The sequence below is a fragment of the Crocosphaera sp. UHCC 0190 genome, assembly GCF_034932065.1.
In the GTDB taxonomy this organism is placed as follows: Bacteria; Cyanobacteriota; Cyanobacteriia; order Cyanobacteriales; family Microcystaceae; genus UHCC-0190.
In genome coordinates this window covers 38,990-58,154 of sequence record NZ_JAYGHP010000017.1, presented here as the reverse complement: position 1 = coordinate 58,154, position 19,165 = coordinate 38,990, and the positions used below count along the sequence as shown (strand labels likewise).

Below are 19,165 nucleotides of genomic sequence, written 5' to 3'. Positions count from 1 at the left end.
ATCCTATGACATCAATACCTGAATATTCTGCCATTAACGCTTTATCAGAAGTCTGGGCGATCGCCGCTAAAAAGTTCCCCGATATTGTCGCTCTCCATGACCCCCATAGTAAGCCCGAAGTTAAACTTACATACAGTCAGTTATATCAACAACTAGAAAAATTTGCCGCCGGATTACAGGCACTGGGAGTCACTCCAGATGATAAAATAAGTTTGATTGCTGATAATAGTCCCCGTTGGTTTATTGCCGATCAAGGCTCAATGTTAGCGGGTGCAGCCAATGCCGTCAGGTCGTCACAAGCCGATCACAATGAAATCGCCTATATTATCAGAGATAGTGATAGTCGTATTCTGATTATTGAAAACCTGAAAACCTTAGCCAAAATTCGCGGTTTTTGTGACGAAATTCCCCTACAATTAATCATCCTCTTGAGTGATGAAAAACCCAACCCAGAAGACAGCATCAAAACCTTAAACTATAGCCAATTGATGGAATTAGGGGCAGAAAATAGCTTACAATCTGTCTCCAAAAATAGCCAAGATTTAGCAACTTTAATTTATACCTCTGGAACCACCGGACAACCCAAAGGGGTGATGCTATCCCATGGTAACTTATTACATCAAGTCAAGAATTTAGATGCAGTTATTGAACCCAAAACAGGCGATCGCGCCCTCAGTATTTTACCCTCTTGGCATTCCTACGAACGCAGTGGCGAATATTTTCTATTGTCCCAAGGATGCACCCTCATTTATACCAATATCCGCAACTTTAAGACAGATTTAAAACGTTTTAAACCCCATCACATGGTGGGAGTTCCCCGTCTTTGGGATTCTCTTTATGAAGGTATTCAGAAGCAATTCAGGGATCAAAGTCCCACCCAACAAAAAATTGTGCAATTTTTCTTAAATATCTCAGAAACCTTCATCCTGTCACGACGCATTGCTAATAATTTAAGCTTAGATCACTTTGATGCCTCTGCCCTAGAACGGTTCACAGCGCAACTTAAAGCCGCTTTCCTCGCCCCATTACACGGCTTGGGGGATAAATTAGTCTATCAGAAAATTCGGGATGGTTTAGGAGGCAATATGGAAACCTTGGTTAGTGGGGGAGGTTCCCTGGCCAAACATCTTGATAACTTTTACGAAATTGTCAACCTTCCGGTTTTAGTGGGATATGGCCTGACAGAAACCTCTCCCGTCACCAATGCCCGCACCCATAGTCATAACCTACGGGGATCTTCTGGTCAACCCATTCCTGGTACAGAAATAAGCATTGTTAACCCTGATACCCGCGAACCCTTACCCCAAGGGAAAACCGGACTTGTTTTGATTCGTGGCCCCCAAGTAATGCAAGGATACTATAAAAAACCCGAAGCAACGGCCAAAGCGATCGATCCCCAAGGATGGTTTGATAGTGGGGACTTGGGATGGATCACTCCCCTGAATGATTTAGTAATTACCGGACGGGCCAAAGATACCATTGTCTTAAGTAATGGGGAAAATATCGAACCCCAACCCATTGAAGACGCTTGTATCAGGAGTCCCTATATCGATCAAATCATGTTGGTGGGACAGGATCAAAAAGCATTAGGGGCTTTAATTGTACCCAATTTAGACGCATTGCAAACTTGGGGAAAAACCCAACAAATTACCCTCAATTTACCTGCTCAAGAAGCATCCAAGGAAGAGGTTGTTAACAGTGATCTTTATGGGAAACCTGTTCAAGACTTATTCCGTCAAGAATTAAACCGAGAGGTTAAAAATCGCCCAGGATACCGCGCTGATGACCAAATAAAGGTATTTGAATTAATTTTAGAACCTTTTACTTCTGAAAATGGCATGATGACTCAAACTTTAAAAGTTAAACGTCCTGTGGTGACGGAACGGTATCAGGGTATGATTGACGGGATGTTTAATTCTTAGATGACTAAACTGGCCAAAATCATTAGAAAATAACGAAGTTAACTAAAGGATAGACGAATTATGGATGAAGCAAACACCAGCTTAATGCTAAAACGGCCAATCAATGTCAAGGTAATTGTTACGACTCGCTGGAAAGAAGAAATGCAGCAACAACTGCAAGCACAGATTACCCAAATTGATGGCCAAATGCAACAATTAGAAATGCAAGGACAACGGGCGATCTCTGAAATTCAAAAACAAAGTATTTCTCCCCCAGGGCCCGAAGTTTCCCAACAAATTGACAATATTCAAATTCAAGTTAACCAGAAAAAAAGTGAGTTTCTAGAACGGAAAAACCAATTTTTGCAACAAATGCAGCAAGTTCAATTATTAGAATTGGATCAAGAGGTTGTACAAGCACAAATGGAAAGCTTTTTCCGTCTCGAACAAGGAGATAATTTAGTCAAAAAATTGAATGTTGAAATTGTCCTTCGGGATGGGGTTGTAGAAGAAATTCGCGGCGATATTTAAGATCAGTAGGGGCAATTCATGAATTGCCCCTACAAAATGAAAATATCTGATTTGGATTAGTTCTAATAAGGAAATTTGGTGACAAAATGACACCGTGAGTGTTAAGATAAAACGAGCTTTGTGATAACTAAAATGTCAAGTCCCTTGCCTAATAATGTCCGTGTCACCACTAGGGTTCCTGTATCAGTCAAAGAAACCTTACAAAAGGCGGCAGACTTGACAGGGGCAACCTTAAACCAATTTCTAATATCTGCGGCAGTTAAAGAAGCACAAGCAGTGATTAAACAGCAACAGGTAATCCGTTTATCATCATCGGATGCCGATAAAATTTTTAGTTTTATTGATATTAAATGACTTCTATAATTAATAATAATTGCGATTAAACACCTCACAGTCTCCAGGCAAGACAAAAAAATGATATGTTAGGGGTAATGAGACAGACTCAACCTATGCCTTTATTGATTTTAATTGCTGATGATGACCTAGGAATTCGCGTTGCTGTCAAAGATTACCTAGAACTCCAGGGTTATGCGGTGATTTCTGCCCAAAATGGACAAGAGGCTCTCTCCCTTGTCCAAACTTATCGTCCTCACTTGTTGGTGTCTGATATCAAAATGCCCCAAAAGGACGGTTATACCTTAGTCAGAGAATTGCGACAACGGCCTGAATTTCGTCTGTTACCTGTGATTTTTTTAACGGAATGTAGTACCACAGACGAAAGAATTCAGGGATATCAGGTGGGATGTGATCTCTATTTGCCTAAACCCTTTGAAATGGAGGAATTAAAGGCAGTTATTCGCAATTTATTAGAGCGATCGCAAATTGTTCAATCTGAATGGCGTTTTTCTGAAAAAAATGCCCAAAATCAAAAAGATTTAGCGCGAGAAGAAGCTGCTAAAATTTCAATTCAAGCAGAACTCGATTTTTTACAATTAACCACACGGGAAACAGAAGTTCTCGACTTATTAACTACCGGACTTTCTAACGGAGAAATTGGTCAAAAACTTCATCTGAGTCCCCGAACTATCGAGAAATATGTAAGTAGTTTATTACGAAAAACAGAAACCAGCAACCGCGCTGAATTAGTGAGGTTTGCCTTGGATCATAATCTTATTAAATAGCATCAGATAAACTCTCTTCTAACTGATGTTGTTTCCATAAAGATTGATAGATTCCTGGTTCATTTAATAGGGTTGCATGGGTTCCTATTTGAACAATTTTACCTTGATCCATTACTAAAATTCTATCAGCTTGGGCAGCAGCAGATAGTTGATGAGAGATAAAAATAACCGTTTTTTTCTTCTCCCCTGACAAACTCTCTAAAATCTGTGTTGCAGTTTTATTATCAACACTAGAAAGGGCATCATCTAAGATTAAAACAGGAGCATTCATTAACAAAGCTCTGCCTAATGCTGTCCGTTGTCTTTGTCCCCCTGACAAAGTAATTCCTCTCTCTCCCACTAGGGTTTCATATTGTTGAGGAAAGTTGATAATTTCTTCATGAATTTGGGCTTGTTTAGCCGCATATTCTACTTCAAATTGTTCTTTTAAAGGATCGCCATAACGAAGATTATTAAGAATAGTTGTGCTGAATAAAAAGCTGTCTTGGGGAACATAGGCGATCGCTTCTCGTAACCCTTCTAATTCTAACTCAGTAATGTCATAACCATCGAGAAAAATTTGTCCTTTTTCGATTTCTAACAAACGGGGTAAACTATTGGCTAACGTTGATTTCCCTGACCCAATTTCTCCGACAATTGCTACGGTTTCCCCTGGATGAATGGTAAAATTAATATTGTTTAATGCCGGGGTGTTACTGCCAGGATAAGTATAACTTAAATGCCGGGACTTGATTTCTCCTTGAACTTTTTGTTTTGATAAATTTTGACTTTCTTTTGTATTTTTAATCTTTGATTCTGCCTCAAAAATAGCCTCTACCCGATCAACACTAACCTCTCCTCGTTGATAAGCTGTAATGGTAAATCCTAATAAAGCTGTGGGAAAAACTAATCTTTCTACTAAGATAATTAAAGCGACAAAATCCCCAATGCTAATTATACCTTGATTAATGGCTGATGTGCCAAAAATTAACAATAATAATAAACTAATGTAGGACAATCCTTCAATTAAAGGAAACAAAAAATTTCGGGTTTTAGCTAGGGTTAAATTAGCCGTGAGTAACTGGCTATTTTTCTGAGCAAAAGCCCGTCTTTCATTCTCTTCTTGGGCATAAATTTTAATTAAAGCAATGCCACTCATATCTTCTTGAATTAATTCACTGAGATCGGAAAGTTTTTGTTGTACTCTCAATTGTTGTTCTTGCAGTTTCCCACTAAATACTTGTACCGTAATTAACATTAAAGGATAAACAGCAACCGCTAATAAACTTAAGCGTACATTAATAGATAACATGACGGGAAGTGTCAAAGCATAGGCAAAAATTGTATTTGCTAGACTTAGTAAAGCAAACCCCACCAAACGGCGAATATTGTCTACATCACTGGTCGCGCGGTTGATTAAATCTCCAGAGGTATTCGTGGCAAAATAGGCGGGTTCTAGGGTCAATAAATGCTCAAAAATTCGTTGTTTTAAAGCAAATTCTACATCTCGTCCAATGCCAAAAATAAAGAGACGAGATAACATCCGAATTCCCCACATAATTGAAGCTAGAATAAACATGAGGATAACAGATCGTAAAACTTGATTAAAATTAAAACTCAAAATTTCCCGTAAATCATCAATACTATCTCGAATTAATAAAGGAATATAAACCCCTAACCCATTAGCAACTAAAAGGGACACCATTCCTAGGGTAACGATTCGCCAATGGGGACGAAGATAAGCGGCCAGTTGTCGGAGTCTTGCAGTTGCCATAAAATGAAGTTAAATATTATTTAAAACCCTTGGTTATAATTATACAATAATCTCTAATCAGAGTTAGCGATCGCAGTCATGTTATCACTTCTATTTGATTGAGCTTTTCATGAATTAAGGACTGACAAGCTTCAAGAGAAGCCCGTTTTTCCATCATTTCAATTAAAGCATCATAAGCAGTTTGATTACGAGTAATTAAATTTTTGGCTTGTAATAACGCCCAACTTTCTTTTTGTTGATAAAGGGAGTTAGGAATGCCCATAATTCTCATAATATATCGCAAATTTTTCTTATCTTCTTCTCCTCCTTCTACGTTATCATAAATCATCATTTCTGCCGCTATTCCTGCCATTAAAACTGTTAAAGTTCTCTCAAGAATTAAAGGGGTTTTTTGAATGGTTTTAGTATCAGATAAAAGGGTAAGATCAAATTGTACTCCTCCTAACCCTGGTTGTCCTTGCTTAAAGGCTTCCCAAGCTGATAAAGTATAGCCAGTGATGGGAATTCCTAAACAATAAGCAGCTAAAAAGTGTCCTGCTTCATGATGAATGACCCGCTGACGTTGTTGTGAAGAAGCAAAGAAGTCTAAGAAGATGTTTAACCCTCTCCCTCCCCAACTGACACTATCCAAGGTTGCTAGTGTTAAAATGCCCAAGGTAGTTCCGGCGGGAATGAAGGGAGATATATGCAAAACGGGACTAAGTAACGCAGATAAAGTCATCAGAAAGACTGCGATCGCCACTAAATTTAATGAAGTCTGTTCCATAATTACAACTGAGGCTAAGGGCTTTAATCTTTATGTTACAGTTCTTAACAAAAATTTGCCAGTAGGGTGGGCAATGCCCACCATGTTATGATTCTTCTGTCGGCAATCAGGGTTCAATCATTGCTGAAAATTCAGGAAGAGGATTTCTCATTACATCTTCAACAATTTCTAAATTAATTTGATCATATTTATAGGTTAAAATATCTCCCACTCCCGCTATTTTCTTCCCAGGAATATATTGATGATTTTTTCTTGGGGTAAAGCCATAATTGATTCAATGTCTTTGCTTATTGTCTTACTTATTACTGATTAAATTTTAACCCCAATGTAGATAAGGGGTAATCATTAGCAGTAAGCTAAGTAAAGGCATTTGTAACGATTAAAATATGGCAACCATCAACGATAACTATCTCAAACTCAAAGCAGGATACCTCTTTCCCGAAATAGCAAGACGGGTAAACGCCTTTGTGGAAGCAAACCCCAATGCTAAAATCATTAAACTAGGCATAGGCGACGTAACCGAACCCTTGCCCGAAGCTTGCCGTATCGCTATGATTAAAGCGGTAGAAGAAATGGGCGATCGCAGCACCTTCAAAGGCTATGGCCCCGAACAAGGTTACGGGTGGTTACGGGAAAAAATTGCTGCCAACGACTTCCAAGCCAGAGGATGTAATATAGATGCTTCAGAAATATTCATCTCAGACGGCTCTAAATGCGATACAGGCAACATTCTCGATATTTTTGGCAAAAATAACAAAATTGCGGTAACAGACCCCGTATACCCCGTTTATGTTGATACCAATGTCATGGCCGGCCATACGGGAGACATCAACGAAAAAGGAGAATATGACGGTTTAGTCTACTTACCCATCACCACCGAAAACAACTTTACCGCAGTCATTCCCAGTCAAAAAGTTGACCTCATTTATCTCTGTTTCCCCAACAACCCCACCGGGGCCACCGCAACAAAAGAGTACCTTACAGCTTGGGTAGACTATGCCAAGGCGAACGGGTCAATTATCTTCTTTGATGCCGCTTACGAAGCCTTTATCACCGATCCTAGTTTACCCCATTCTATCTATGAAATTGAAGGGGCCAGAGAGTGCGCCATCGAATTTCGCTCTTTTTCCAAAAATGCCGGGTTTACAGGGACTCGTTGCGCCTTAACTGTGGTTCCCAAAACCTTGAAAGCCCAAGCATCAGACGGCTCTGAGGTAGAATTATGGAAATTGTGGAACCGTCGCCAATCTACCAAATTTAACGGGGTTTCCTACCTAGTGCAGCGAGGAGCAGAAGCCGTCTATTCTGAGGCAGGAAAAGCCCAAGTTAAGGCTTTAGTCAGCTTTTACCTCGAAAATGCCAAAATTATCTGCAATCAACTCACAGCAGCCGGATTTGAGGTATATGGTGGGGTAAATGCCCCCTACATTTGGCTAAAAACCCCGAATAATCTGTCAAGTTGGGATTTCTTCGATAAATTGTTACAGACTACGAATGTTGTGGGAACCCCAGGATCAGGGTTTGGGGCCGCAGGAGAAGGCTATTTTCGCATTTCTGCCTTTAATAGTCGGGCCAACGTAGAAGAAGCCATGAAACGCATTACAGATCAGTTTAAGGCTTAATCTCTATTAACCAGCACGGGATAAGCTAATACGCATTTAAAATGCGTATTAGCAAGGCAAAAGGCAAAAGGTAAAAAGCAAAAGGGAACTGGGATACATCTTTTTTATTTGGTTGACATAATACCCAGTTTAAATGCACAACAGCTTACAGACAAAATCCCGTGTTTATAAAATTTTTAATTTGATAAAAAAGAAATAAAATCATGACAGAACTTTCCCAGTATCTTAATACCTTTATTGCCTTATTTGCCGTTTCTAATCCTATTGGCAATTTACCTATCTATTTGGGTTTAACTGCTGCAAAAAGTGTAAAAGAACAAAAACAAACTATTAGAACTGCTTCCTTAGCATTTGTCATTATTTTACTGATTTCTTTAGTCATGGGACAAGCCATTTTGGCAGCTTTTGGCATTAGTATCGCTTCTTTCAGAGTAGCGGGAGGATTTCTCATTTTTTTGATGGGATTTCATATGCTTCAAGCAAAAACAAGTCAAATTGCTCATACAAAAGAAGAAAACGAAGAGGCACAAACAGCGTCTTCTATTGCTGTTGTTCCCTTGGCTATTCCTTTATTAGCTGGCCCTGGTACAATTAGTTCCGTGATTGTTTTTGCTCATAACACCCAATCATGGGGTGAAAAGATAGGATTAGCAATCGTAATTTTAGTCTTAGCTGGTTTGATTTTTATCTCTTATAGTTTCGCACCTGCTATTGGTCAATTACTTGGTAAAACAGGGATGAATATCGTCACTAGGATCATGGGATTAATTACAATGGCGATCGCAGTTGAATTTATGGCCGATGGCTTAAGTTCTTTGTTTCCTGGCTGGAAATAATTGGCCAGTATTAGGATTTCATCACCCGAATAAATTCTAAGGGCAACCCATCAGTATCAGCAATAAAAGCCACCTCATAAACTTGATCGCCAATCATTTGTTGATGAGGTTCCAGTAAAATGGTCAAAGGACTAAATTGGGTCGGATCTTCTTGAGAAAGTTCAAGCAACTTAAGTTTAAGTTGGCCTAACCAACCAGAAAGATCCGAAACGCGATCGCTTAAATCAAAAGAGAGATGATAATACCCCACATAATGCTCATCTCCAAAAGCATCAGGGGCCGGTTTGGGTTCAGGAATTTGGATTAACTCAATTCTTCCCCCTAACCCTTCCATCCAACAGGCTAAAGTATAACCCGTCGTAAAGCGTTCCTGAACCGTAAATCCTAACAATTCATAAAAGGCGATCGCGTGATGAATATTAGCCGTGCGAATGGAAGCATGGTGCATGAATTTAACTCAGTTTAACCAGTTATTCAAACAAACGAAAATAGGGATAACGTTTGGGAACTCCGGGTTCCTTTTCTAAGTCAAAATTAATGACATTCCAACAAGAATCTGGCTGAAAATCCGCACTAAATTCCACCGGAAGGCCATACAACCGAGGAACCAATTCAGAATTGCCCCGCCAAGAAGTGTTACGCTCCAAATAGGTACTGACTAAATCCTTATAACGACTAGCAATAACCACCTTAGTGGCACGATATCCTTGGGTATAAAGACGATCTAACGCCTCATGAATTTCAAAGCGAATTCCGTCAGGATGGGTATGTTGTCGATACCATTCTCCTTCCCAGCGTCGCCAATGCCTACCCGATTGTAAATGAACTAATTCATTGGTATGGGGATCGGCCTCAAAAGCCCCATGACGCGGACAGAGATAAGTATCCGTCAAAGTCAACGCAGGAATCACTTGACGACAATGAGGACATTGGATGTCTGGGCCATAAATAGGGTATTGTAAACTTAGAGTCATCTGTTTTAAGTTGTCTATAGGGCATTTGGTGGTCTAGACCAGTTGCTAGTAGATATTATATCGACTAAATCCTTGGGGCCCAGATGCTACCGTGAGATTTTAGATTTGGCTTAGATTTATGCAAGACAAGTTATTTTCCCTTCCTACTTATTGGCCCCCTCCCGATCTGTCTCTAGCTTCCTTTATTGCCCCCAATGCGGTAATTGTGGGAGAAGTATCCCTCGCTACCGGATCAAGTGTCTGGTATGGTGCTGTGCTGCGGGGTGATGTGGAAAAAATCGCCATTGGAGCCCATACGAATATCCAAGATGGAGCCATTTTACATGGTGATCCCGGAAAAATGACCTGTTTAGAAGATTATGTCACGATTGGCCATCGGGCCGTCATTCATGGGGCCCATATTGAAAAAGGTTGTCTGATTGGTATTGGGGCTGTTATTTTAGAAGGGGTTCGGGTGGGCAGTGGCAGTTTAATCGGTGCGGGTGCTATTGTTAATAAGGATGTTCCCCCGCGATCGCTCGTTGTCGGAGTTCCGGCCCGCAAGGTTAGAGATTTATCAGATAAAGAAGCTGAAAAAATTATAGAACACGCCCGACGTTACGAAAAATTAGCCCTAGTTCATGCAGGAAAAGGCACAGATTTAGGATTTACCTAGATTTCCCGTCGGGACAATGTCCCCGTGCCTACCCTAAAACAAAAATTCCCCTTAATGGTAAGATAGACATCATAGAACAATCTTATCAGTTTGGACGCTACATAAGCTCTACATAAGAATTTGGTAGTTGCTGCTTTTATCAGGAGTAAGAAAGATGACTAATGAAATCGTTTACGAAATTGCCACTTTAATGCTTGTTTTGGGTGCTTCTAGTGTCAACTATCGGCAGCTTCGTAACAGTCGTCTGAAAAAAGAGGCGAAATTATTCGCACAACAACAAGATCTTACTCAAGAAAAGGCAACTTTAGAAGCGAAACTAAATGATTTAGCCGTCACGAATTCCTCTCTGCTCAAAAATAATCAGCAACTAACTCAAGATGTTAGTAACGCAACCCAGCAAATTAACAAGTTGCAAACAACCATTACTGAATTAGATCAGGAAAAAATTCGTTTATCTGATGAATTAGAGCAAGAGCAAGATAAGTTAAATTCTTTGCAAAAAACGGCTCAAGATTTAACGAGAGAAAAAGAACAGTTAGACGCAAAATATAAACAAGATTTATCCTCTCTTGAGAAACAACGCGATAGTTTACGTCGAGAAAAGGAAAATACTGCAACTCAATTACAACAGGAAACACAAAAGGCAGCTTCTGTACAGCGAGAATTAACGACAGTTAAGCAACAAAAAGAAGCCTTAGAAGCAAGTCTGAAACAGCAACAATCACAAGTGATTTCCTTAGAAGAACAATTACAGACCATTGAACAAGAAAAAGTCAGCTTAGAAAGTCAATTACAAAAGCAAGTTACAACAGTTAAGCAACAAAAAGAAGCTTTAGAAGTAAGTCTGAAAAAACAACAATCACAAGTGAGTTCCTTAGAAGAACAATTACAGACTATTGAACAAGAAAAAGTCAGTTTAGAAAGTCAATTACAAGAGCAAGTTACAACAGTTAAGCAACAAAAAGAAGCCTTAGAAGCAAGTCTGAAACAGCAACAATCACAAGTGACTTCCTTAGAAGAACAATTACAGACTATTGAACAAGAAAAAGTCAGTTTAGAAAGTCAATTACAAGAGCAAATTACGACAGTTAAGCAACAAAAAGAAGCTTTAGAAGTAAGTCTGAAAAAACAACAATCACAAGTGAGTTCCTTAGAAGAACAATTACAAACCATTGAACAAGAAAAAGTCAGTTTAGAAAGTCAATTAAAGCAAAAAGATGGATTAGAAAAACAATTGCAAACCCTAGAGAAACAAAGAGAAACCTTAGAAACTCAGTGGCAACAGCAAATTATAACCATCACAAAAGAAAAAGATGAATTAGAAAAAAATCTTGAAAAACAACAAAAACAGGCATCATCTGTAACCCAGCAATTACAGACCATTGAACAAGAAAAACTAAAATTAGAAAGTGAATTGCAAAAGCAAATAACCACAGTCATTCAGCAAAAAGAAACGATAGAAAAGCAAATCCAAGCGATCGCAACAGAAAAAGAAAGTCTAGAAACCGAACTCAAGGAAGCGAAAAAAGTCACCAAAGGGAAAGAAACTCTAGATAAACAATTAGAAAAACAACAAGAAAAAGTTTCAACCTTAGAAAAGCAACTGCAAACAGTAGAACAGGAAAAAACCACATTAGAAAGTCAGCTACAGCAAAAAATAACTGCCTTAACTCAAGAAAAGGAACAGCTAACAAAACAACTAACCGATCTCAAAAATACTGAATCGAAAGCTGAAGAAAAAACAGAATTAACTCAGAAAAAAAGTTCTCCCAACGAAGAGAAAAAAAAAGAAGAAGAAAGCAAAGAAAAAATAAAACCTGAGAATATTTTATCAGGCAAAAAAATAGTAATTGCTGGTAGTCTTACTCACTTAAATCGGGAAGAAGCAAGGATTTTAGTTCAACAAGTAGGGGGAACAATTACCAGTTCCCTCAGTTCAAAAACTAACTATATCGTAGTTGGAAAAGAGCCAGGGGATAAATTTAAAAAAGCGCAAAAATTAGGCATTTCTCAGCTATCAGAGGCACAGTTTATCGAAGCATTAGGAACAACGGGGGTAGCAATTCCTGAGCAACCATAGAATCCTCAAGATTAGGATTAATTTTCCCCACACTTTCCAATACCTTCTAAAATAAAACTTAACAGACAGCATCAGGAGGTTTCTGTGGCACTATATGCGGACTTACATCGCCATTTAGGGGGATCTGTGGTTCCCCGCGTTCTCTGGCGGTATTTTAAGCGTCATAACGAAGAAATGGCGCAACGGTTCCCCAAATATCTTGGGTTTGAGGAATTTTACACCCGCAAACGGAACACCCTAGATGAGTATTTAGAATTACACACCTTAGTGGAAAGTGTGCAAACGGAAGACACCCTTCCCTATTTCATTTATCGCTTAATTCGAGGGGCCTATATTTTCGAGAATTTGGCCTATTTAGAATTGCGTTATACTCCCTATCTTCGCACCCCAGAACACCTCGATCAATCCCAAAGAATTGAGGCCATGACTAATATTGTTGAAATTGTGGGAAAAGCGAGTCAAGTCTCAGAATATCCGATCATTATTAGTCAAATTCTTTGTACTCATTCCCGTTTACCCTATGAAGTAAATAAGGCAATTGTAGACTTAGCTGCTGATAGGAAAGACTATGTTTGCGCCATTGATGTTGCGGGGGGTGACTCCCATTATCGGGAACGGTTAGAGGAGTTTATTGGTCTGTATAAATACGCGCGATCGCTCGGACTAAAAACAACGGGCCATCTCTATGAAACCCCTGATGGTTGCTATCCTGAATTACTCCCCTATTTAATGCGAATTGGTCACGGCATTCAAATTCCTTTGAAATATCCTGAACTATTGCCAGAAATTGCCCAAGCTAAACAGTGTTTAGAAGTTTGCCCGACCACTTATTTGAAGACAGGAACTTTAGAGGATTTATCAGCATTAAAAGTGGTTTTTGATCGCTGTTTTGAGGCAGGGGTTGATATTGCAATTTGTACCGATAATGCGGGGTTACATAATGTCCGTTTACCCTTTGAATACGAAAACCTTTTGACCAAAGATGTGATTGATTTTCATCAGTTACAAGCTTGTCAGGATGCGGCATTTCGCCATGCGTTTGCTTGGCCTTATAAAGAACCACCTGCTTCTTTATTAATGGGATTACTTAAAGATAATTCCCCTGAAGAAGCATTATTATCTGTGTAAATTAGTCTGACTGTAGAGACAGTTTTAAAAGCGTCTCTACAGCTAATTCAAGAATTAGTAATAATAGGAAAATCAAGATGACTATACCTATCACTTCAACCAAAATTTTGTATGAGCAAGATTATTGTAAATGGATTCAGACAACAATTGAAAAACTCAAAATAAGACAAATAGAAGGGATTGATTGGGCTAATTTAATTGAAGAATTAACGGCCATGGGAAGGAGTGAAAAAAAAGCTCTATTGAGCAATTTAAGAATTTTATTAATGCACCTTCTCAAATGGAAATATCAACCATCTAAACGAACTAATAGCTGGGATTTTACCATTGCTGAACATCGAAACCGTCTTGAAGATGATTTCAAAACCAGTCCTAGTCTTAAACCTTATTTTTTAGAATCTCTCGATGAATGTTATGAAAAAGCGATAAAATTAGCAGCAAAAGAAACTGGATTATCTTTAGATACTTTTCCTGTTACTTGTCCCTTTACCTCTGAACAAATATTAAATTCAGATTATTTACCAGAATAAAATAGTTAGGAGAATTTATGAATAATTTAGAAGTCGTTCAACAATTATATCAATGGTTTAGTCAAAAACAATTTGACCAAATTCGCACTATTTTAAGTTCAGATATTGAATGGATTCAAAATGAAGGTTTTCCTGGGGGGAGTATTCATTATGGCATTGAGGAAGTTTTGAGTGGAGTTCTTACTAATTTTAAGAAAGATTGGAAGCAATGGAATGCTGTAGTTAAAGAGTGGTTTGATTCAGGTCATGCGATTATTTGCCTGGGATATTATGAAGGAATTCACAAAAAAACAGGTAAATTAATGAAAGCAGATTTTGCCCATGTTTATTGGTTAAAAGACTTGAAAATTTATAAATTTCAGCAATTTACAGATACACTGATGATTCAACGCGCAACGGAACAATAAAAAAAATCAGTTTTAAACATTAAAAAAAAAGTTTATCGGTTATCCGTACCTCACGAATTCTAAATCATCTAAGGTAAAATATAAATAATCATCAAATCATCAAGGAAAAGCTACTCAATGAAATTTCCGCTACAATTTATTTATGATTGGTATCGTGGTGCAATTCGTCACCCTCAATATCGCTGGTGGGTAATTTTAGGCACATTAGTTTACTTTATTAGTCCCCTTGATATTTCTCCTGATATCTTTCCTATCGCGGGACAACTTGATGATTTTGTTCTCGTTACTCTATTGATGACTGAAATTTTTCAAATGATTATTGAACGATTTCAAAACAATCCTGAAATAACCGTGGAAGAATCTCCTGAAGGAGAAACAATAGAAGTTAAAGCAGTTTCTATTGATGAATCCTAAGCATTAAACTAATTATATCAAGTAAAAATTATGTCTGAGACTGCTACAATTTTACTGGTTGATGATGAACCTGGGGTGCGTGAATCTGTACAAGCTTATTTAGAGTACAGTGGAGACTTAAAGGTTGACGTAGCAAGTAATGCAACGGAAGCATGGGAACAGCTTGAAAAAGCAATTCCTGATTTAATTATTTCTGATGTTATGATGCCCCAAATAAACGGCTATCAATTTTTAGAAAAACTGCGAAATGATCTCCGTTTTCAAGCAATTCCTGTGGTTTTTCTAACAGCAAGGGGCATGACATCAGATCGTATTCAAGGTTATCATACCGGATGTGATGCCTATTTATCAAAACCCTTTGATCCCGAAGAATTAGAAGCAATTGTTAAAAATTTATTAGAACGCCGTAAAGTCAATATTCAAGCTAATAGTGAGTCAGCAAAATTAGAAGAAATCGCCCAAGAAATCCGAGAATTAAAGGAAAAACTTGGACAACAACCTCACTTAATTACAACCCCACCCCCGATGAAAATTGATTTAACTCCGAGGGAACAAAGTGTGTTAGATTTGGTGGCAGAAGGGTTAATGAATAAAGAAATTGCTGCCCGGTTAAATACAAGCGTCAGAAATGTTGAAAAATATGTTAGTCGTTTGTTTAGTAAAACTGGAACGAATAGCCGCACTGAATTAGTTCGTTTTGCACTGAAACATGGACTAACTGAATAAGAAAAGAGAGCAATCTTACTCTTATAAATCCCGTTTTAATTGTTCTAATTCATCATCTAATTCCCACCGTTGAAATTCAGCTTCTAAGGGATCACCCGCTTTACGATAAGTTTGATAATTCATCCCCTGATTCCAACCAGTCGTATCCCAATTTGTGCTAGCTTGGCTGGTTTTTGTTTGTGTCCCTTGGGTTTGAACTTCTTGTTTCCGTTGTCTAATTTGAGTTAATAGGGTTTGGGTTTGGGCAATTTGCTGTTTAGCCCCTTCCATCTGTCCCCAAAGTTGATTTCCCTGACGTAACAATGCTGCTTCTCTCTCTTGGGCTGCCTGGGCTAAATCTAAGCGGTTAGCAGCTTTGGCCTTAGCAATTCTTTTATGCCAGGTTTGAATCTCCTCAGCTAAGGCCAGAATTTCACTTTCTAGGCGTTTTTTTTGCCCTTCTTTGTCTAAAATGAGTTTAATGGCCTCTTGTTCCTGCTCTCTGAGTTGTTCTAAGAGTGCTTGTAACTCCAGATGGGGATTATTGCGAAGAAATTCTTCGAGTCTGGTTTCTAGAAATTGACTAAAATCATCAAATACGCTCATGGGCAATGGAGATAAGGGGACTTATTTAATCTTTATTTTGAAATACTTTTGCAGAACATTCAAGGGGGTCAGAGCTTTATTAATTCTTCCTTGAGCCAGTTTCTAAAGGCTTTCATTGTTTTATTGCGTCCCTCTATTTTCACTTGTTTTAAATATTGTGGGATTATTTCTCTGATAGCTAAATTGGGAAAAGTAGGACTAAATTCAACTTGTTGATAACTGCCCTTATCTAAGACATTAATCTCTAACTTTCCTGATTCAAACCTCCATAATTCAGGAACCCCTAATGTTGCATAAATATCTTGATGAGTGCGAGAGGTGATATCAATTTCTAATGCTAAATCAGGAGGCGGATCTACTGTTAAATCAAGCCTATTTTTTCCTCTAACTTGAGCTTCATTTGCAATATAAAAACAATTATCTGGCTCAATTCCTTGCTGCATCTGTTGATTTTTAAATGTTGTTGAACCGAGGGGATAAAACTCAATTTCTAACTGTTCTAAAAGGGCTTTAATTAAATCTCCAATAATTTCTTTATTGCTTTCATGTTCTGGTAAAGGAGTCATAATTTCTAAAATATGATAATGATAAGCAATTCTTGACCCTCGATGTTCTCCTAATTCTTCGAGAATTTGTTCAAATTCTTCCCAATTTACATCCCTTAACCAGATTTTTTGTCCTGGGGGAATATCCAACCGTTTTAACTCTAATAACATTTTATTATTTCTTCCCGTTTGCTTAGCTCAAAGGATGTTAATATCGTCGTTCATGTATTATAGTGATTTTGCCATAAAAATCCCTTAATTGATACGATTTCTTCGAGTGAACCGCGATACAATCAACATAGGATTACTGATAGTCAATATTATTATCCAGATTACTGAACGTAAGGGAAAAGTTACAGTATGCCCCAATCCAATCTACATCTCGTCAACTCCCATGTAGATAACCATCCGGTTTCTGAGCATCGCCACAATACAAATTTTTATCAACCCCAGAAACCCGATTTATCCTTAGAAGAAGTCAACCAAACCCTAAAAAATGCTAATGCTCAACAGTTGGTAGAATGGGCAGCAGACACCTTTGGGGAAGGATTGGTGATGAGTACCAGTTTTGGTATTCAGGCCGCCGTTATGCTTCATTTAGTTACCCAAGTGATTCCTAATATTCCCGTAATTTGGGTGGATACGGGCTATCTTCCTGCTGAAACCTATCAGTTTGCTCAAGAATTAACCGAACGCCTCAACCTCAATTTAAAAGTTTATCAATCTTCCCTCACCCCCGCACGGATGGAGGCCCTTCATGGTAAACTCTGGAGTCAACAAGATGTTGAGTCACTTAACCGCTATGATTTGATTCGTAAAGTAGAACCGATGCAACGGGCCTTAAAAGAACTCAAGGCAACTGCTTGGTTAGCGGGCCTCCGCAGTGACCAAACCAATCATCGAAAATCCTTGGATAAAGTCGCTCAACAGGGAGAATACTACAAGGTTCATCCAATTTTAACCTGGAATTCCCGCGATATTTACCATTATTTAACGGCTTATGACCTTCCCTATCATCCTTATTTTGACAAAGGTTATGTGTCAGTGGGTGATTGGCATTCGAGTCGTCCCGTGATGGCCGGAGATGAAAATGAACGGGATAGCCGTTTTCATGGTCTTAAACAAGAATGTGGCTTGCATTTACCCCTCACCCCAGAAGCAGCCCAAAGTCTTGATTCTAGTACCCTTTAAGCCTTGGCTTTAATTAAAATCTGATCCCCTTCTAGCTTAGACTCATAGGTACTAAGGGGATCTTTCGCCGGCCCGTGGAGTACCTGACCATCTGCCGCAAATTTAGACCCATGACAGGGACAAGCAAAAATTTTGTTATCAGCTTCCCAATTTACTGTACATCCCCCATGAGTACAGGTGGGATTAACTGCCATTAGTCCAGTCCCATTCTCCACAACCAAAACGGCACCACCAGGCAATTTTTCGTTGAGAATTTGACCTTTTTCTTTTAATTCGGTCACAGTCCCAACCGCTTGAAATTCGCTTTTTCCAGAGGATTTTGTTTTAGAAGAACAGGCCGCGATCGCCACAGGGAGAAAACTGGCAATAGCTCCCACTCCAACCCAATTGATAAATTCACGACGGTTCATCATTACAAAAATAACCTCTTACATAATTGTAAAGTTCGGGGCATAAACAAAATCATGCCCACACAATCAAGTATTAAATTTCTGCGACTGCCCTTTCAATTAACCGTCGGGCCAAAGTTTGCGTACCTGTATGTTCATAATAATTTGTACTCATGTCGAGAAACGCGGCTAAATAATCTAATTTGTCCTCTGAATACTCAATAAAACTCCCTAACTTCTTAAAGAGTTGTTGAGGGGTTAAATCTCGGTCACTGACAAACCCTGACATCCAACCTTTTACGGAATCAAAACTATTGCCAATAAAATCTAGTTGACTACTGGTGTCATTCCCAGGAATCAGCTTTTTGATATTGCCAAAGGTTCCATTGTTATCTAATTCTTTGGGAGAAAGATTGTTTAAACTTGATTGAACTTTTAAGATAAAATCAGGCCCCAAGGGAATTAAACCATCTAAACAAACTAAGGCAGCCATCCGCATTAAAGATTCTCCACTATATTCTCCTAAAGATGCCACAAAATCCCCAATACTGTCCCCTGGAATGCCATTGATTTGACAAAAAGCCACCAATTCCACCACTAATTTTAAGGATAAATCGAGAGATTGGGCTTTATCTGGGTTAGGAGTAATATTGTTTAAAAATCCCAGAAAAGAAACTTTTTCTCCAATTTTATTGGCTAAAGCGGCCGCTCCTAACGCGCTATCACTACGATCAACGGTTTGATATAACCATAATGCCCGTTGATACCCTTGGGATTTATCATTGAATAAATGAACAGCGCGATCGCCGATTTGTTGTATCATTTCCTCATCAGTTTCTCCCGTTACTTTACGGATAGTATTTTCAAAACCGACGACATTATCCCATTCTCCAGGAACAACAAAATCAAGGGTTCGTAATACCTTCACCGTCATATTATCGGTTGGTAATTCGTTCACTAATTCATAAATTGGTTTACTCACAATAGTTACCTCTAGTTAGGATGAAAATA

Annotated in this window: 23 protein-coding genes; 14 read left to right on the top strand and 9 right to left on the bottom strand. The window is 38.6% G+C overall.

From position 1 onward, the window contains the following. The first annotated feature begins 5 nt into the window (after nt 1-5). The 4 genes from VB715_RS19195 to VB715_RS19180 all read left to right on the top strand — a co-directional run bounded on the left by VB715_RS19195 (nt 6) and on the right by VB715_RS19180 (nt 3,553). Complete coding sequence (locus tag VB715_RS19195) at nt 6-1,922, top strand: long-chain fatty acid--CoA ligase (RefSeq protein WP_323302831.1); 1,917 nt, start codon at nt 6-8, stop codon at nt 1,920-1,922. A 60-nt stretch (nt 1,923-1,982) separates the two neighbouring features. Next, the gene (locus tag VB715_RS19190) at nt 1,983-2,432 is read left to right on the top strand and encodes a YlqD family protein (protein ID WP_323302830.1); all 450 of its coding nucleotides are present in this window, start codon (nt 1,983-1,985) and stop codon (nt 2,430-2,432) included. A 132-nt stretch (nt 2,433-2,564) separates the two neighbouring features. Next, a complete protein-coding gene (locus VB715_RS19185) occupies nt 2,565-2,786 on the top strand; it encodes a YlcI/YnfO family protein (protein WP_323302829.1) in 222 nt (73 codons plus the stop codon). Between the two features lie 95 nt (nt 2,787-2,881). After that, entirely contained in the window at nt 2,882-3,553 is a 672-nt protein-coding gene (locus VB715_RS19180; RefSeq protein WP_323302855.1) for a response regulator transcription factor, read from the top strand. Here VB715_RS19180 and VB715_RS19175 read toward each other — a convergent pair. From VB715_RS19175 to VB715_RS19165, 3 genes are all read right to left on the bottom strand, one after another. After that, a complete protein-coding gene (locus VB715_RS19175; RefSeq protein ID WP_323302828.1) occupies nt 3,546-5,306 on the bottom strand; it encodes an ABC transporter ATP-binding protein in 1,761 nt (586 codons plus the stop codon). The genes VB715_RS19180 and VB715_RS19175 overlap by 8 nt on opposite strands. A 76-nt stretch (nt 5,307-5,382) precedes the next feature. Then, entirely contained in the window at nt 5,383-6,072 is a 690-nt protein-coding gene (locus VB715_RS19170) for a hypothetical protein (protein ID WP_323302827.1), read from the bottom strand. A 106-nt stretch (nt 6,073-6,178) separates the two neighbouring features. After that, nucleotides 6,179-6,346 (bottom strand): HepT-like ribonuclease domain-containing protein, encoded by a 168-nt coding sequence (locus tag VB715_RS19165; protein WP_323302854.1) that lies wholly within the window; start codon nt 6,344-6,346, stop codon nt 6,179-6,181. Nucleotides 6,347-6,458: 112 nt separating this feature from the next. Between VB715_RS19165 and VB715_RS19160 the strand changes: the two genes are divergently transcribed. Beyond that, the gene (locus VB715_RS19160) at nt 6,459-7,694 is read left to right on the top strand and encodes an LL-diaminopimelate aminotransferase (protein WP_323302826.1); all 1,236 of its coding nucleotides are present in this window, start codon (nt 6,459-6,461) and stop codon (nt 7,692-7,694) included. A gap of 203 nt (nt 7,695-7,897) precedes the next feature. Then, entirely contained in the window at nt 7,898-8,530 is a 633-nt protein-coding gene (locus tag VB715_RS19155) for a YchE family NAAT transporter (protein WP_323302825.1), read from the top strand. A gap of 10 nt (nt 8,531-8,540) precedes the next feature. On the opposite strand, the gene VB715_RS19150 is transcribed toward VB715_RS19155, so the two are convergent. Together VB715_RS19150 and VB715_RS19145 are read right to left on the bottom strand one after the other, a co-directional pair. Then, on the bottom strand, nt 8,541-8,978 hold the full coding sequence (locus VB715_RS19150; RefSeq protein ID WP_323302824.1) for a VOC family protein: 438 nt from the start codon (nt 8,976-8,978) through the stop codon (nt 8,541-8,543). 22 nt (nt 8,979-9,000) lie between these two features. Next, nucleotides 9,001-9,504, bottom strand: a complete 504-nt coding sequence (locus VB715_RS19145) for a TIGR02652 family protein (RefSeq protein WP_323302823.1) — start codon at nt 9,502-9,504, stop codon at nt 9,001-9,003. 118 nt (nt 9,505-9,622) lie between these two features. Here VB715_RS19145 and VB715_RS19140 point away from each other — a divergent pair, with 118 nt between their 5' ends. The 7 genes from VB715_RS19140 to VB715_RS19110 all read left to right on the top strand — a co-directional run bounded on the left by VB715_RS19140 (nt 9,623) and on the right by VB715_RS19110 (nt 15,444). Then, nucleotides 9,623-10,159, top strand: coding sequence for a gamma carbonic anhydrase family protein (locus tag VB715_RS19140; protein WP_323302822.1), 537 nt, complete (start codon nt 9,623-9,625; stop codon nt 10,157-10,159). A gap of 154 nt (nt 10,160-10,313) precedes the next feature. Then, a complete protein-coding gene (locus VB715_RS19135; RefSeq protein ID WP_323302821.1) occupies nt 10,314-12,239 on the top strand; it encodes a BRCT domain-containing protein in 1,926 nt (641 codons plus the stop codon). Between the two features lie 84 nt (nt 12,240-12,323). After that, nucleotides 12,324-13,367, top strand: a complete 1,044-nt coding sequence (locus VB715_RS19130; RefSeq protein ID WP_323302820.1) for an adenosine deaminase — start codon at nt 12,324-12,326, stop codon at nt 13,365-13,367. A gap of 77 nt (nt 13,368-13,444) precedes the next feature. After that, nucleotides 13,445-13,897: a DUF29 domain-containing protein gene (locus tag VB715_RS19125; RefSeq protein ID WP_323302819.1), complete on the top strand. Its 453-nt coding sequence runs from the start codon at nt 13,445-13,447 to the stop codon at nt 13,895-13,897. Between the two features lie 17 nt (nt 13,898-13,914). Continuing rightward, nucleotides 13,915-14,304 carry a nuclear transport factor 2 family protein gene (locus VB715_RS19120; protein WP_323302818.1) on the top strand — a complete coding sequence of 130 codons (390 nt, stop codon included), beginning with the start codon at nt 13,915-13,917 and terminating at the stop codon, nt 14,302-14,304. A 117-nt stretch (nt 14,305-14,421) separates the two neighbouring features. After that, entirely contained in the window at nt 14,422-14,718 is a 297-nt protein-coding gene (locus tag VB715_RS19115) for a YkvA family protein (protein ID WP_323302817.1), read from the top strand. A 30-nt stretch (nt 14,719-14,748) separates the two neighbouring features. After that, a complete protein-coding gene (locus VB715_RS19110) occupies nt 14,749-15,444 on the top strand; it encodes a response regulator transcription factor (RefSeq protein WP_323302816.1) in 696 nt (231 codons plus the stop codon). 21 nt (nt 15,445-15,465) lie between these two features. Here VB715_RS19110 and VB715_RS19105 read toward each other — a convergent pair whose 3' ends face one another. Together VB715_RS19105 and VB715_RS19100 are read right to left on the bottom strand one after the other, a co-directional pair. Further along, entirely contained in the window at nt 15,466-16,029 is a 564-nt protein-coding gene (locus tag VB715_RS19105; RefSeq protein ID WP_323302815.1) for a TIGR04376 family protein, read from the bottom strand. A gap of 68 nt (nt 16,030-16,097) precedes the next feature. Beyond that, the gene (locus VB715_RS19100; protein WP_323302814.1) at nt 16,098-16,745 is read right to left on the bottom strand and encodes a Uma2 family endonuclease; all 648 of its coding nucleotides are present in this window, start codon (nt 16,743-16,745) and stop codon (nt 16,098-16,100) included. A 189-nt stretch (nt 16,746-16,934) separates the two neighbouring features. Here VB715_RS19100 and VB715_RS19095 point away from each other — a divergent pair, with 189 nt between their 5' ends. Continuing rightward, entirely contained in the window at nt 16,935-17,765 is an 831-nt protein-coding gene (locus tag VB715_RS19095; protein ID WP_323302813.1) for a phosphoadenylyl-sulfate reductase, read from the top strand. Here the strand turns inward: VB715_RS19095 and VB715_RS19090 are convergent. Both VB715_RS19090 and VB715_RS19085 read right to left on the bottom strand, forming a co-directional pair. Next, nucleotides 17,762-18,178 (bottom strand): ubiquinol-cytochrome c reductase iron-sulfur subunit, encoded by a 417-nt coding sequence (locus VB715_RS19090; RefSeq protein WP_323302812.1) that lies wholly within the window; start codon nt 18,176-18,178, stop codon nt 17,762-17,764. The genes VB715_RS19095 and VB715_RS19090 overlap by 4 nt on opposite strands. A 70-nt stretch (nt 18,179-18,248) precedes the next feature. Then, nucleotides 18,249-19,136: a hypothetical protein gene (locus tag VB715_RS19085; RefSeq protein ID WP_323302811.1), complete on the bottom strand. Its 888-nt coding sequence runs from the start codon at nt 19,134-19,136 to the stop codon at nt 18,249-18,251. Between the last annotated feature and the right edge of the window lie 29 nt (nt 19,137-19,165).